General features: G+C 69.9%; 14 protein-coding genes and 3 tRNA genes. 10 read left to right on the forward strand and 7 right to left on the reverse strand.

The genetic code is table 11. The annotated features are described in order from the left end of the window. Positions 1-106: 106 nt before the first annotated feature. Entirely contained in the window at positions 107-1,354 is a 1,248-nt protein-coding gene (locus EFL95_RS06570) for a hypothetical protein (RefSeq protein WP_148044997.1), read from the reverse strand. Between the two features lie 196 nt (positions 1,355-1,550). Between EFL95_RS06570 and EFL95_RS06575 the strand changes: the two genes are divergently transcribed. Next, positions 1,551-1,784: a hypothetical protein gene (locus EFL95_RS06575; RefSeq protein ID WP_123233239.1), complete on the forward strand. Its 234-nt coding sequence runs from the start codon at positions 1,551-1,553 to the stop codon at positions 1,782-1,784. A gap of 3 nt (positions 1,785-1,787) precedes the next feature. Here EFL95_RS06575 and EFL95_RS06580 read toward each other — a convergent pair. Both EFL95_RS06580 and EFL95_RS06585 read right to left on the reverse strand, forming a co-directional pair. Continuing rightward, positions 1,788-1,863, reverse strand: a tRNA-Lys gene (locus EFL95_RS06580). A gap of 163 nt (positions 1,864-2,026) precedes the next feature. Beyond that, on the reverse strand, positions 2,027-3,598 hold the full coding sequence (locus tag EFL95_RS06585; protein WP_123233240.1) for a phytoene desaturase family protein: 1,572 nt from the start codon (positions 3,596-3,598) through the stop codon (positions 2,027-2,029). 69 nt (positions 3,599-3,667) lie between these two features. On the opposite strand from EFL95_RS06585, the gene EFL95_RS06590 reads away from it, so the two are divergent. After that, entirely contained in the window at positions 3,668-4,648 is a 981-nt protein-coding gene (locus EFL95_RS06590) for a pirin family protein (protein WP_123233241.1), read from the forward strand. A gap of 14 nt (positions 4,649-4,662) precedes the next feature. Here EFL95_RS06590 and EFL95_RS06595 read toward each other — a convergent pair whose 3' ends face one another. Beyond that, positions 4,663-5,067, reverse strand: coding sequence for a hypothetical protein (locus EFL95_RS06595; RefSeq protein ID WP_123233242.1), 405 nt, complete (start codon positions 5,065-5,067; stop codon positions 4,663-4,665). A gap of 113 nt (positions 5,068-5,180) precedes the next feature. On the opposite strand from EFL95_RS06595, the gene EFL95_RS06600 reads away from it, so the two are divergent. Then, a complete protein-coding gene (locus EFL95_RS06600) occupies positions 5,181-6,077 on the forward strand; it encodes an SGNH/GDSL hydrolase family protein (protein WP_123233243.1) in 897 nt (298 codons plus the stop codon). A gap of 30 nt (positions 6,078-6,107) precedes the next feature. Here the strand turns inward: EFL95_RS06600 and EFL95_RS06605 are convergent. Beyond that, positions 6,108-6,180: transfer RNA gene (locus tag EFL95_RS06605), tRNA-His, on the reverse strand. A 45-nt stretch (positions 6,181-6,225) separates the two neighbouring features. Beyond that, positions 6,226-6,864, reverse strand: a complete 639-nt coding sequence (gene orn / locus EFL95_RS06610; protein WP_123233244.1) for an oligoribonuclease — start codon at positions 6,862-6,864, stop codon at positions 6,226-6,228. 74 nt (positions 6,865-6,938) lie between these two features. Between orn and EFL95_RS06615 the strand changes: the two genes are divergently transcribed. The 4 genes from EFL95_RS06615 to EFL95_RS06630 all read left to right on the forward strand — a co-directional run bounded on the left by EFL95_RS06615 (position 6,939) and on the right by EFL95_RS06630 (position 10,243). Next, positions 6,939-7,424 carry a DoxX family protein gene (locus tag EFL95_RS06615; protein WP_123233245.1) on the forward strand — a complete coding sequence of 162 codons (486 nt, stop codon included), beginning with the start codon at positions 6,939-6,941 and terminating at the stop codon, positions 7,422-7,424. Next, positions 7,424-8,146, forward strand: a complete 723-nt coding sequence (locus tag EFL95_RS06620) for a DsbA family protein (RefSeq protein WP_123233246.1) — start codon at positions 7,424-7,426, stop codon at positions 8,144-8,146. The genes EFL95_RS06615 and EFL95_RS06620 overlap by 1 nt, the downstream gene beginning before the upstream one ends. Before the next feature lie 10 nt (positions 8,147-8,156). Further along, positions 8,157-9,170, forward strand: a complete 1,014-nt coding sequence (locus EFL95_RS06625) for an adenosine deaminase (protein WP_246004831.1) — start codon at positions 8,157-8,159, stop codon at positions 9,168-9,170. 476 nt (positions 9,171-9,646) lie between these two features. Further along, positions 9,647-10,243 (forward strand): hypothetical protein, encoded by a 597-nt coding sequence (locus tag EFL95_RS06630; RefSeq protein ID WP_123233248.1) that lies wholly within the window; start codon positions 9,647-9,649, stop codon positions 10,241-10,243. Between the two features lie 14 nt (positions 10,244-10,257). On the opposite strand, the gene EFL95_RS06635 is transcribed toward EFL95_RS06630, so the two are convergent. After that, positions 10,258-10,331: transfer RNA gene (locus tag EFL95_RS06635), tRNA-Arg, on the reverse strand. 76 nt (positions 10,332-10,407) lie between these two features. Between EFL95_RS06635 and EFL95_RS06640 the strand changes: the two genes are divergently transcribed. From EFL95_RS06640 to EFL95_RS06650, 3 genes are all read left to right on the forward strand, one after another. Next, a complete protein-coding gene (locus EFL95_RS06640; RefSeq protein WP_123233249.1) occupies positions 10,408-11,148 on the forward strand; it encodes an SDR family NAD(P)-dependent oxidoreductase in 741 nt (246 codons plus the stop codon). A gap of 85 nt (positions 11,149-11,233) precedes the next feature. Then, complete coding sequence (locus EFL95_RS06645) at positions 11,234-12,727, forward strand: sensor histidine kinase (protein ID WP_148044998.1); 1,494 nt, start codon at positions 11,234-11,236, stop codon at positions 12,725-12,727. A 152-nt stretch (positions 12,728-12,879) separates the two neighbouring features. Continuing rightward, positions 12,880-13,365, forward strand: coding sequence for a hypothetical protein (locus EFL95_RS06650; RefSeq protein WP_123233251.1), 486 nt, complete (start codon positions 12,880-12,882; stop codon positions 13,363-13,365). Positions 13,366-13,367 lie beyond the last annotated feature (2 nt).

Consider the following 13,367-nt stretch of genomic DNA (forward strand, 5'->3'; position numbering starts at 1 on the left):
TTCGAGTTCATACAGGCGGACGGGCGTGGCCGCACATGATGACGCCGAATTGGTCGGAGGGCCCTCCCCACCCAGAAACAGGGAAGGCCCTCCGGTCTGTGAGGGGTCAGCGGACCCCGTGCCGGCGGCTGAAGCGGATCAGCGCGGCACCGGCGAGCATCGCCAGCAGGCCGGTCGGCGCCATCCACGGCGGGACGCCGTTGCCGGTCTCGGGCAGAACGGTCGCCGAGGAGGAGGTCTCGGCGGCCGGGGCGGCCTGCGGCCCGGCGGTGTCGCCGGTCGGCACGTCGGTGGTCGGGGTGCCCGGGTCGGTGGTCGGGTCGTCGCTCGGCGGGTCGACGCACGGCGCCGTGGCCGGCAGGGCCGGGCTGAGCAGGACCTGCTCGGTCCACCCGTCGCTGACGAGCTCCTTCGACTCGGGAACGTCGACGATCGTGGTCTCGGAGTCCGCGACCTCGCTCCAGCCGTCACCGGCGGGCGCGGCGGCCGAGGTCGCGTCGGTCTGCTCGTGGTGGGAGCCGCTGACCTTGGAGTTGCCGGTCGGGTCGTAGCCCGCCGGCGCGGAGGTTGTCCAGACGGTGTCGTAGACCGCGTCGAAGCTCCGGGTTGCGACCAGGCTCCACCCGTCGCCGGCCGGGGCGTCGCCGTCGGTCGTCTCGTTCTCGGTGGTGCTGGTGCCCGGCCGGCTGTCGGCCGGGCCGGTCCAGTCGCCGCCAGGGGAGGACAGCGACCAGACCGACTCGTCGTGGGTGATGGCCGGGACGGCCGGCGTACCGGGGGTGGCGGGGGAGTCGACGACCCAGACCTGGGTGGTGACGGCCGGCGTCACGACGGTCTCGCGGGTGTTGCCGGTCTTGACCCAGCCGTTGCCCTGGCCGTTCTGGGCGCCCCAGTCCTCGGACTCCCAGCGCAGCTTGTGGGTGACCTGGTGCTCGTACTCCCACTCGGTGATGACGACGGCGGGCGTGGTGACCACGGTGTCGTAGTGACCGGTCGCCGGGGTGCCGGGAACAGCGGGAACGGCGGGGACGTCGGTCACGGTCCGGGTCCACAGGTACTCGGTCGGGCCGGCGACCTGCCGGGTCCAGTTCGTCTCGACGCTCGCGGGGGAGACCAGCTTGGTGTACTCGTAGGAGTAGTCGTCGACGTCGCGCTGCCAGAGCCACTCGTTGTGGCTCTGCGCCGGGACGGTGCGGAAGACGGCGTCGTGCACGACCGTGCTGTAGACGGCGTCCACGGCCGGCTGGCCGCAGCCGCGCTCATCGGCCGCGTTGGCCGCCGGGGCGGCGAGGGTGAACGCCGAGGCGACGGCGATGCTGGCGAGGGAACCGGTGAGGAAGCGGCTGCGGGTCATGGTGATCATCTCTCTGGTAGGGCCCCATTCCGTTGGGGCGATATCAGGAGGTCCCGCAGTGGGTGCGAATCCGTTGGTGACTCCCGTGACCAGATCAACGCGAGCAAGAAAGGGAAGTTACGGGCGAAACGGACATAAAGGTAAGTCGGGACCTTGGTCCCGGAGTCGGCCGCGCCGCCGTGGGTAGGGGCTCCTCATGGGAGCAGCTCTGATCGGTTTCGGCGCCGCCATGCTCTGGGGCGCTATCGCCTTCGCCGTCGGCGTACGGGTCGGCTACATCCGCGCCTCACGGCGGGTCCTGGTCCTCCCGCCGCCCCGGATGCCGCTCGGCAACACGGTGCAGCGGATGCCCGAGGAACGGGCCGGCTCCTGGGAGGAGCCCGACTGGTCGAGGTCGACCCGGACCGAAGATCCGGGGACCGACACGTAGTGGTGGTGCGCCATCAGGGACTCGAACCCCGAACCCGCTGATTAAGAGTCAGCTGCTCTGCCAATTGAGCTAATGGCGCGTGAAGCGTTGGGAACCTTAGCAGCCGCAGAGCCGCTCGACGAAATCGGATACGCCCGATGTGCCCGGGCTCACGGACCGGTCGCCGACCGACCCGTTCCCGGCGCTTCCGACCCGATGCATCGGGTCGCTCTGCCGGTTTCACGTCCTGCCTAGGGAAACCGTCAGCGCGACGCGAGCACCGCCTGGGCGGCGTTGTGCCCGCCGAGCCCCGAGACCGCTCCGCCACGCCGTGCACCGGAGCCGCAGAGCAGCACGGAGTCGAGGTCCGTGGCCACGCCCCACTGCTGGGCTGGGGTGGCCAGCGACTCCCGGTTCGAGGCCCAGGGCCAGGCCAGGTCGCCGTGGAAGATGTGCCCTCCCGGCATCGCCAGGTCGGCCTCGATGTCCTGGGGGAACTTGGCTTCGACGCAGAGCTCGCCGTTCGGTCCGGTCATCACGCAGCCGAGCAGCGGCTCCATCAGGTGCTCGTCGATGCCGGCGATCGCGCGGCGTACCGCCTCGAGCCGGCGCTCCTCGCTGTCGACGGCGAACAGCGGCTCGGGCAGGTGCAGTCCGAAGTAGGTCAGCGTGTGGGCACCGAACGAGGCCAGCTCGCCGAGGATCGAGGGGTCGGTCAGCGAGTGGCAGTAGAGCTCGCCAGGCGGGCTCGCCGGCAGGTCGCCCGCGGCCGCGCTCCGGTACGCCGCCCCCAGCGCGTCGTACTCCTCGCCCACGTGGAAGGTGCCGGCGAAGGCCGTGCGCGGGTCGACGCCGCTCTTGAGCCGGGGGAGCCGGGAGAGCAGGAAGTTGATCTTGAGCTGGGAGCCGACCGGCTTGGAGGCGGCGTCGGGCTCCTCGCCGAGCAGGATCCGCAGCACCCACGGGGCGACGTTCGAGAGCACCGTCCGGGCGCGCACGCTGTGCTCGCGGTCGCCGTCGTGCCAGGTGACCTCCGCGCCGTCGCCGTCGGCGCGGATCGCGCTGACCCCGGCGTTGGTGAGCACCTCGGCCCCGGCCTTGGCCGCGGCACGGGCGAGCGCGTCGGTGACCGAGCCCATGCCGCGGACCGGCACCCGCCACTCACCGGTGCCGTTGCCGATCAGGTGGTAGAGGAAGCAGCGGTTCTGGATCAGCGAGGTGTCGTGGACGTCGGCGAAGGTGCCGATCAGGGCGTCGGTCGCGACGACGCCGCGGACCAGGTCGTCGGCGAAGCGCTTCTCGATCACCTCGCCGATCGGTCGCTCCACCAGGGCGGACCAGATCTCGGGGTCGACGCCCTCGGCCATCGCGCGCGCGGTGACGAGCGGTTGGGTCAGGGTCGGCGCCACCCGCTCGGCGAGCCCGCGGACGTCGCCGTAGAACTGCTGCCAGGCGGCGTACTCGTCGTCGCTGCCGGTCAGGGCGCGGAACGACTCCTGGGTCGCCCGCCCCTCCTCGTGCTCGACCAGCAGGCCGAGGCTGCGGCCGTCGCGGATCGTGGGGGAGTAGGACGCGACCGACCGCGAGCGCAGCTCGACGTCGAGCTCGAGGTCCGCGGCGATCGACTCGGGGAGCAGCGAGACCAGGTAGGAGTAGCGCGAGAGCCGGGCGGGCAGGCCGGGGAACGCCTCGGTGCTGATCGCGGCGCCGCCGGTGTGGTCGAGGCGCTCCAGCACGAGCACCGACATGCCCGCACGAGCCAGGTACGCAGCGGCCGTGAGTCCGTTGTGCCCGCCGCCCACCACCACGACGTCGTAGCTCCCCCGCGCGCTCATGGAAGCACCGTAGTGGACAAATCGCTCAGGGTCTGGAATAAAGTTGAATATCAAACTATTGTGCTGGACATGCCAGCAATCACCGTTGACGACCTGACCGTCCTGGACCGCCTGCCCGTTCCCGGGCTCGGCGACACGGTGCGCCCGATCAAGCAGATCATCGACGCGCCTTCGGGGTACGAGGGCGAGGGCTTCCCGGTGCGCCGGGCCTTCGCCGGAGTCGACCTGCGTGACCTCGACCCGTTCATCCACATGGACCAGATGGGCGAGGTCGAGTACGCGCCCGGCGAGCCGAAGGGCACGCCCTGGCACCCGCACCGCGGCTTCGAGACCGTCACGTACATCATCGACGGCGTCTTCGACCACCACGACAGCCACGGCGGTGGCGGCACGATCACCAACGGCGACACCCAGTGGATGACCGCTGGTTCCGGGCTGCTGCACATCGAGGCTCCGCCGGAGTGGCTGGTGCAGGCCGGCGGCCTGTTCCACGGCATCCAGCTCTGGGTGAACCTGCCCAAGGACGCCAAGATGAACGCCCCGCACTACCAGGACATCCGCTCGGGGCAGGTCGGCCTGGCCACCTCCGCCGACGCCGGTGCGCTGGTCCGGGTCATCGCCGGCAAGGTCGGCACCACCGAAGGCCCCGGCTCGACGTACACGCCGATGACGATGGTGCACGCCACCATCGAACCGGGCGCCCGGCTCGAGCTGCCCTGGGACGCCTCCTACAACGCGCTGGTCTACGTGCTCTCCGGGCACGGTTCGGTGGGCATCGAGGCCAAGCCGCTGCGGATGGGCAACCTGGCCGTCCTCGGTGCCGGTGACTTCGTCACCCTCCAGGGCGCGACCACCCAGGACAGCCGGACGCCGGCCTTCGACGTCCTGGTCATCGGCGGTCAGCCGATCCGTGAGCCGGTCGCCTGGGCCGGGCCGTTCGTGATGAACACCAAGGCCGAGGTGATGCAGGCCTACGAGGACTTCCAGAAGGGCAGGCTCGGCACCATCCCGAGCGTCCACGGCGCGCCGACCACCCTCCAGGAGGGGTGACCCAGCAGGCGGAGCTAGCCGGGAACCGGCGCCACCGTCAGCGTGAAGTCCCAGCGCGGCTGGAGGTCGCGGTACTTCTCGACGAACTCACGGGCCGTGACGAGCGCGTGCAACCCGTCGGCGAACGGCTCCGACGTCGTGGCGGCGCCGGTCTCGGTGTCACGGGTGATCAGCACGTGCGGGATCGATGCGGCCATCGACTCCGCCTCCAGGCGCGCGCGGTGCACCAGCATCTCGACGGCGCTGGGCGACATGGCGGCGAGGTCGTCGACGGGGTAGTGCCCCAGCGGAGCTGCGTCCTGCTCGGCGGGATCCGGTACGACGCGCAGGTTGCGTCCCGGCGTTTCGGTGCCGCGCTTGCTGGCGCGACCCTTCTTGCGGTGGCGCGGCCGGATGAGGCCGTCGTCGTTGTCAGGCACGGTGCTCCTGGGAGGGAAGGAGTTGTCGTGAACCGAGACCCGCGAATTCGGGCCTCGTGACGCAGACGTCGACGTGACCTGGTTCACATGGGGCTGGATGCGATCATTCGTGCGTGCCCCGCTCCCGACTCCTCGCGCTCTCCCTCGTCGCTGCCCTGGCCGTGACGGTCTCGGCCTGCGGGAAGAAGGAGCAGCCCCCGCCGCCCGAGCAGGGCAACGAGTACGTCGGCCTGGGTGACTCGTTCACCGCCGTCGCGGGCTACGGCCCGTTCGACAATCCGTGCCAGCGCAGCGCGGAGGACTATCCCGCGCTGGTGGCCAAGAAGATGAAGTACGACTCCTTCGCCGACGCCTCCTGCGGGGGCGCGCAGACCGTGAACCTGACCCAGAGCCAGGTCATCACCGGCAAGGGCGTCAACCAGGCGCAGCTGGACGCGGTCTCCGCCGACACGAAGCTGGTCACCGTCGGGATGGGCCTCAACGACGCCCCGACGACCACCAACGGGACCCGGATCTCCTACCTCCTGCTGTTCACCTGCCTGCCCGAGAAGAACGGCAAGGCTCCGAAGACCTGCTCGGACTACCTGGCCCAGCCCGACTCCGGGTTCGACTCGGTCATCCAGTCGCTCTCCGACGACGTCGAGAACGGGCTGGAGCAGATCCGCCAGCAGGCGCCGAACGCCCGCATCGTGCTGGTCGGCTACCCCCGTGTCGCCCCCGACAAGGGCACCTGCAAGCAGCTCCCGTTCCCACCGGTCGCCCTGAACCGGATCCGCACCGTGGTGCAGGCGGCAGACGAGGCCCTGGCCAAGGTCGCGAAGAAGGAGGGCGCCGACTACATCGACATGTGGGCGGCCTCCCGCGGCCACGACGCGTGCTCGGACGACCCCTGGGTCAACGGGTCGAAGGCGGTCAAGGGCAAGGCCCTCCAGTTCCACCCGTACAAGGCCTACCACCAGGCCGTCGCCGAGAAGATCGTGGCGCTGCTGACGAAGAAACCCCAGGCCTGAGGCACTGCCTCGGACCTGGGGTCTCATCAGGGTGAGTAACGGGACTCGAACCCGCGACATCCGCCACCACAAGGCGGCGCTCTACCAGCTGAGCTATACCCACCATCGCCCCCGCATCAGCGTGAGCAGGCAGAAGTGTACCGAAGACTCAGGGGTGCTCCGAACCACGGTCGGCGACCGTGGCTCCGGTGAGCGCACCCTGGTGCAGGGCCGCGATCCGCTTGGCCTCGTCGGAGTCCGGACCGGGCTCGGCGACGAACACGGCCTGCCGGTAGTAGCGGAGCTCCTCGATGCTCTCCTGGATGTCCGCCAGCGCGCGGTGGCCGCCGGACTTCGCCGGGGCGTTGAAGTACGCCTTCGGATACCAGCGCCGGGAGAGCTCCTTGATCGAGGAGACGTCGACGATCCGGTAGTGCAGGAACGCCTCGAGCTCGGGCATGTCGCGCGCGAGGAACGAGCGGTCGGTGGCGACGGTGTTGCCCGCCAGCGGCGGGCGGCTGCCGTCCGGGCAATGCTCGCGGATGTAGGCCAGCACCTGCGCCTGGGCGTCCTCGAGCGTCGTACCGGCGCCGAGCTCGGCGAGCAGGCCCGACTTGGTGTGCATCTCGGTGACGAACGGCACCATCTGCTCGAGGGACTTGCGTGGTGGCGCGATGACCACGTCCACCCCGTCGCCGAGGACGTTCAGGTCGAAGTCGGTGACCAGAGCCGCCACCTCGATCAGCGCGTCGGCGCCCAGGTCCAGGCCGGTCATCTCGCAGTCGATCCACACAAGTCGGTCGTTCACAACGCGTGAGCCTACTCATGCTCCGTACGGCGATCCCTCAGTAACGATTCAGGACGCGCCCCTACGGTGATCCCATGCGACGCTGGATCGGCCTGCTCCTGCGCCTGGTCGTGGGCGGCATCTGGATCTGGGCAGGTCTGCTCAAGATCGGCGATCCGGCCTCCAGCGTCACCGCCGTCCGGGCCTACCAGCTGCTGCCCTACGACCTGGCCGAAACAGTCGGCCACCTGCTGCCGGTGCTCGAGCTGACCGTCGGGATCGTGCTCGTCCTGGGTCTGATCACCCGGGTCTCGGGCGGCGTCTCGGCCCTGCTGCAGATCGCCTTCATCATCGGGATCTCCTCGGTGTGGGCGCGCGGCATCTCGATCAACTGCGGCTGCTTCGGCGACGGCGGCGCGGACCCGAACGCGATCTCGCACTACCCGTGGGAGATCGCCCGGGACGTCGCGCTGCTGCTCGCCTCGGCGTACCTGGCCTGGCGACCCCGTACGGCGCTGTCGGTCGACGGCGTCCTGTTCCCCGAGCGGCCGGTGGCCGTTGACGATCTGGAGAGAGTCTGATGTCCAAGCAGAACCGTGAGGTCGGCCGCACCGAGCGTGCGGCGGCCATCCGCGCCGACCAGGCCCGCCAGGAACGCAACCGCCGCATCGGGCTGGTGGCGCTGATCGTGGTCATCCTCGGCGCGGTCGTCGCCGCCGGCACCTGGTACAGCGGCGGGGGTCCGTCCGACAAGCCGGCCGCAGCGGTGACCGCGACCGCCGGGGAGGGATCAGTGCTGGCCGGCAAGGCCGACGCACCGGTCAAGGTCGTGGTCTACGAGGACTTCCAGTGCCCGTACTGCCGCCAGCTCGAGGACTCGACGCGCGACTTCCTCCGGGAGAACGCCGCGGCCGGCAAGGTGCAGGTCGAGTACCGCCCGATCGACCTGCTCCAGTCCGTCTACGGCGAGCGCGGGATGAACGCCTTCGCCGCCGTGCTCGCGCACTCCACGCCGCAAGCGGCGCTGAAGCTGCACGACCTCCTCTACGAGAACCAGCCCTACGAGTCGGACTCCGGGAGCGTCTCGCAGAGCCAGATCCTGGGCTTCGTGAAGAAGGCCGGCGGCGACAACGCGGCTGTCGAGGCCGCGCTGAAGACCCAGGACAACGCCTTCTTCCAGGCGGCCAGCGCAGTGATGGCGCAGAAGAAGATCACCAGCACCCCGACCGTCTTCATCAACGGCAAGCCGGTCTCCGGCGGGGTGCCGCAGATCGTCGATGCGATCGAGAAGGCGGTCGGCTAGGTTCGCCGATGTGAGCCTCACCGATTTCATCGCCGGACTGCCCAAGGCCGAGCTGCACGTCCACCACGTCGGATCGGCGTCCCCGCGGATCGTCTCCGAGCTCGCGGAGCGACACCCAGGCGTGGTGCCGAGCGACCCGGACGCGCTGGCCGACTTCTTCGCCTTCCGCGACTTCGGGCACTTCATCGAGGTCTACCTCGCCGTCGTCGACCTGATCCGTACGCCGGAGGACATCCGCCTGCTCACCTACGAGGTCGCACGCGAGATGGCGCAGACCCAGTCGCTGCGTTATGCCGAGCTGACCTGCACGCCGTACACCTCGGTGGTGCGCGGCATTCCGATCGAGGCCTACGGCGAGGCGATCGAGGACGCACGCGCCGCGGCCCTGCGCGATTTCGGGCTGCGGCTCCAGTGGATCTACGACATCCCGGGGGAGAGCGGTCTGCCGGCGGCCGACGCCACCCTCGAGTTCGTGCTCAAGAACCCGACCGACGGGCTCATCGGATTCGGTCTCGGCGGCCCGGAGGTCGGCGTACCGAGGCCGCAGTTCCAGCCGCACTTCGACGCCGCCCGGGCAGCCGGGCTGCACAGCGTCCCGCACGCCGGCGAGACCACCGGTCCGCAGACGATCTGGGACGCGATCAACGTCCTCGGAGCTGAGCGGATCGGCCACGGCACCTCGGCCGCGCAGGACCCCGAGCTGCTCGCGCACCTGGCCGAGACCGGGATCCCGCTGGAGGTCTGCCCGTCCTCGAACATCGCCACGCGCGCGGTCGAGCGGCTCGAGGACCACCCGATCCGGGCGTTCCGCGACGCCGGGGTGCAGGTCACCGTGAACAGCGACGACCCGCCGATGTTCTCCACGACGCTGAACCACGAGTACGCCATCGCCGCGGACCTGCTCGGCCTGGACGAGGCCGGCCTCGGCGACCTGGCCAAGGCGGCGGTCGACGCGTCGTTCGCCGACGACGCCTTCAAGGCCCAGCTGCGCGGGGAGATCGACTCCTACGTGGCGGAGCGCTAGGTCCGGGAACGTTTAAGGGCCAGCGGTCTCATACTCCGCTGGCCCAGTCACATTTGTATGTCAATGCGACCCTTCACCCTGGCCGCGACACGCGTACGCAGTGGTACGGATCACCGTGCAACAGGCGAATTCGCAGGAAATTGCGAGGAAGTCCGCCCGGACGTGGAGGCAGCGCCGTCTCGGCTCTTGGGGGCAGGAGGCGAGACGGCGCGCCAGGATCGATCCTGAAGATCCAAGCGGTCGGCTGTCTGTAGCCAGTTCCGCCTAGGGCCCACTGGCTGAACGGACAATGCCGAAGCCCACCCGGCCGCGTGCGGTACGGCGGGTGGGCTTCGTGGGCGACGGGGAACCGGGCGCCCGTTTCTGGGTGAGCGATTACTACCCCCGCCAGTACCGCTCAAACACGCTGCGGGTCTTCCCGGCTACTTAGAACACGTTCTACTATTCGTCGCGGCGACGAACACGGAGGTGTGCCGGTGGAGAAGATCGATCTGTTGATCTGGGAGAGGGACCAGGTGGACGGCGCTGCGAGCCTGTCCGTGCCCGGCCTTCGGTCCGTCCGGGTCTCCGAAGCCGCGGACCTCCCCGGAGCCACGCTGTTGATGGGGCGTGGTTCCGAACTGCGGGGTCTGGCCGAGATCTGGGTCGACAATGTCGACGTGTGGCCCCAAGTCGTCGAGCAGGCCGCAGGCGATGCCTACCTCGTGACCGAGTCGGTGCCACAGCCGATCGCGCCCGGGACGCTGCTCACTCACTTCACCTGGTTCCCGAAGCCTGACCGGCTGTCGGAGGAGGAGTTCTTCCACGGGTGGCACATGATCCACACGCCCTCCTCGGCACGGTTGCACCCGCTGCGTCAGGGCTACGTGCGCGACGCCGTCGCGCGGACGCTCACCCCGGGCTCTCCGCCGGTGCGGGCGATCGTCAGCGAGTTCTTCGACGAGGACGTCTACCTGGACCCGGCGCGCCTGTTCGGTTCGTCCGAGGAGCTCACCTACACGATGGAAGAGCTGCCCCTGTACGCCGACCAGCCGGACATCTCCAGCTGCCCGCTACGGCAGCGGACAGTGTGAGGATCCAGGAAGAGCGCCCCCGGCACGATTCGAACGTGCGACCTAGAGATTAGAAGGCTCTTGCTCTATCCAGCTGAGCTACGGGGGCTTGGTGCTCCGTCGATTATGCCGGTCCGCCCGCCCCAGACCTCGGCGATATCGCGCCGATACCCCAGGAGGAACCCATGACCGAGACCCGAGCCCAGGATCGGGCCCAGCGCTTCACCGACCGCCGCGTGGTGGTGACCGGCGCGTCCGGCGGCGTCGGCCGCCAGCTGTGCGAGCTGTTCCGCGCCGAGGGCGCCCGGGTGGTCGGCGTCGACGTCGTCCCGAGCGAGGGCGTGCTCGAGGGCAACCTCGCCGATGACGCCTCAATCACCGCGGTGGTCGAGCAGTCGCTCGCGGAGCTCGGCGGTCTCGACGTGCTCTGCAACGTGGCTGGCGTCCAGGCGCACGCCCGGCTCGAGACGCTCAGCCCGGCCATGCTGCGCAAGCACCTCGACGTCAACGTCGTCGGACCGGTTCTGCTGACCCAGGGATTCCTGCCGGCGCTCACCGAGTCACGCGGCAACGTGGTCACGGTCGCGTCGATCTCGGCGATGATGGGCCAGCCGTACAACACCGCCTACTGCGCCAGCAAGGGCGGCGTCCTGCTGGCGATGCGGGCCCTGGCGATCGAGCTCGCCGACCGGGGGATCAGGGTCAACTGCGTCTCTCCGGGTGGCATCGACACCCCGATGATCAACGATGCGGCGCACAGCCTCCCCGAGGACGCGAACTGGGACCTCGTCGCGAAGAGCCAGAGCGTGATCCCGGGCTTCATGCCGCCGGCCGACATCGCCGAGGCGATCATGTTCCTGGCCTCGGACGCGGCCTCCTCGATCACCGGCTCGAACCTCAAGGTGGACCGCGGCGTCGTGTGGTGACCCACCCGGGTGGTCCGAATTGTCCGAACGGCTGATCTGTGGGCGAGCGCTGCCACAGGAAAGACAAATAGGGCATAGTCGTGCCGTGCGAGACGCCACCGGTTTTGGAGGGACCGGGCGGACGTCGACGACGGCAGTCGCGGAGTGGGCCGCGTTCACCGGGACACCCTTGGTCGTCCGGGGGTACCTGCTGGTCGCCGGCGCCGCCGCGGTCACGCTGCCGCTCGTCCTCGACCTGCCGGTCGACGCCTCGATCCCGGTCTGGGTCACCGCGGCCGCGTTGACGCTGGTCTCGGTGCTCAACGTCGAGATCAGCCGGATGATCACCGGTGGTCTCGCGCGCACCCAGCAACCGCACAAGGCGCTGTCCGCGTGGGCGTTCGCCTGCGCACTGCTGCTGCCCCCGGTCTGGTTGCTGCTGATCGTCCCGACCACCTACGCGCACGCACGCTGGCGCAGCATCCGGGTCCCGTTGTGGAAGTGGGTCGGCTCGGCCGCCTTCCTGGTGCTGGCCGCGATCGCCGCAGCGCTGGTCCGGTACGCGATGGTCGACACCCAGGCGAACTGGATGCACGGGGACGGCGGGCGCGGGCTGGCGACGGTCGTGGTCGCTGCCGTCGCGTTCCTCGCGGTCGAGACGCTGCTGTTCAGTGGCTCGGCGCTGTTGAACGACGCCGCGGACGAGGTCTGGTTGCGGCAGACCCTGACGAGCTGGTCGTTCTACGCCACCGAGTCCGGCGTCCTGGTCATCGGCGGTCTGCTCTCCGCGGTGTGGACCGGTGGCGCCTGGTTCACGCTGCTGTTCATCCCGGTCTACGTGCTCGCCCAGAGGGCCTCGCTGCACGAGCCCCTGCGGGAACGCGCCGCGACCGCGGCACAGCTGGCGCGGAAGAACGAAGAGCTCGAGCTGGCCAACCGGTTCAAGATCGACCTGATGTCGATGCTGAGCCACGAGATCGGCAACCCGCTCACCGCCGTCCAGGGCTGGGCACAGCTGGCCGAGGAGGCGATCGCGGACGAGGAGCCGCAGACCGCCCGCAAGGCGCTGGCGGTCATCGAGCGCAACGCCGTGCAGATCCGAGCGGTCCTCTACGACATCTTCACCATGGTCAGCAGCGACCGAGGAGCGCTCGCGGCGGCGCCCGAGCCCTGCCTGGTGCACCACCACCTCAGCGCCGCAGCCTCGGGACGCCCGCCCGGGATGCAGCCCGAGGTCGAATGTCCCGAGGGGCTGCTCGCCTCGGTGCAGCCCGGCCACTTCGACCAGATCCTGGTGAACCTGCTCAGCAACGCGGACAAGTACGCCGGCGGCGCGACCCGGGTCTCTGCGGTCGCGCGTCCTGACGGCCAGGTGGAGGTCCGGGTCGAGGACTGCGGGCCTGGCGTGCCCACGGAGTTCCGCGACCACCTCTTCCAGCGCTTCTCGCGCGGCGCCGAGACCGCGCCCGACGTGCTCGGCAGCGGTCTCGGCCTGTTCATCACCCGCGAGCTCGCCCGTGCCAACGGCGGCGAGGTCCGGCACAGCGACCGGACGCCGGCCGGCTCGGTCTTCGTGGTGACGCTGCCGCAGTCCGCCTGATCCGTTCAGGGTGCTGTCAGCCCCACCGGCGCACCCTCGTGGTGACGTCGAGGGTGGCGCGCTTGCACAGGAGCCACACAGGTCGAGCACACGGCCCGCCCATCCGTGGTTCACAGACTGGCGCTCACCAACCAAGACCTGGGGGAGGACCCGTGAGCGAGACCAACAACAGCGGCAACCGGTGGGAGAAGGACAAGCCCACCGAAGCGGACGAGAACGGCGTCGAGCCACCGGCGGCTTCCGCTGACCCGATCGAGGCGCCGGCAACCGCAGCCCCGATCGACGTTCCGGAAGCGACGGAGGCTTCGGAGCCGACAGCACCGCGTGGCTCGCGCCTGCCGAGCTGGGTGACGGCCCGCGGCCTGGCGACGACCGGCGCTGCTGCAGCGATCTTCATCGGCGGCGGGGGCATCGGCTACGCCGTCGGCGTCGGCCACGACGACGGCAACCGGCAGTTCCCGGCCCGGTTCGACCGCGCCGGCTTCAACGGCCCCGGCGGCCAGGTGCCCGGCAACGGGCAGATGCCCGGAGGCCAGAACTTCCAGGGCCCGAACCTGCAGCAGGGCCAGGGCCAGTCCCAGGGCCAGTCCCAGGGCCAGTCCCAGAACCAGAGCAACGACTCCGGCACCAACTCGTGACC

The organism is Nocardioides marmorisolisilvae (genome assembly GCF_003725775.1).
GTDB classification, from domain to species: domain Bacteria; phylum Actinomycetota; class Actinomycetes; order Propionibacteriales; family Nocardioidaceae; genus Marmoricola; species Marmoricola marmorisolisilvae.

Bases quoted from the DNA above. Each gene is read 5' to 3' on its own strand.
- EFL95_RS06615 (WP_123233245.1), top strand. From the start codon at position 6,939: ATGCGACGCTGGATCGGCCTGCTCCTGCGCCTGGTCGTGGGCGGCATC.
- EFL95_RS06575 (WP_123233239.1), top strand. From the start codon at position 1,551: ATGGGAGCAGCTCTGATCGGTTTCGGCGCCGCCATGCTCTGGGGCGCT.
- EFL95_RS06570 (WP_148044997.1), bottom strand. From the start codon at position 1,354: ATGACCCGCAGCCGCTTCCTCACCGGTTCCCTCGCCAGCATCGCCGTC.
- EFL95_RS06590 (WP_123233241.1), top strand. From the start codon at position 3,668: ATGCCAGCAATCACCGTTGACGACCTGACCGTCCTGGACCGCCTGCCC.
- EFL95_RS06620 (WP_123233246.1), top strand. From the start codon at position 7,424: ATGTCCAAGCAGAACCGTGAGGTCGGCCGCACCGAGCGTGCGGCGGCC.
- EFL95_RS06585 (WP_123233240.1), bottom strand. From the start codon at position 3,598: ATGAGCGCGCGGGGGAGCTACGACGTCGTGGTGGTGGGCGGCGGGCAC.
- EFL95_RS06640 (WP_123233249.1), top strand. From the start codon at position 10,408: ATGACCGAGACCCGAGCCCAGGATCGGGCCCAGCGCTTCACCGACCGC.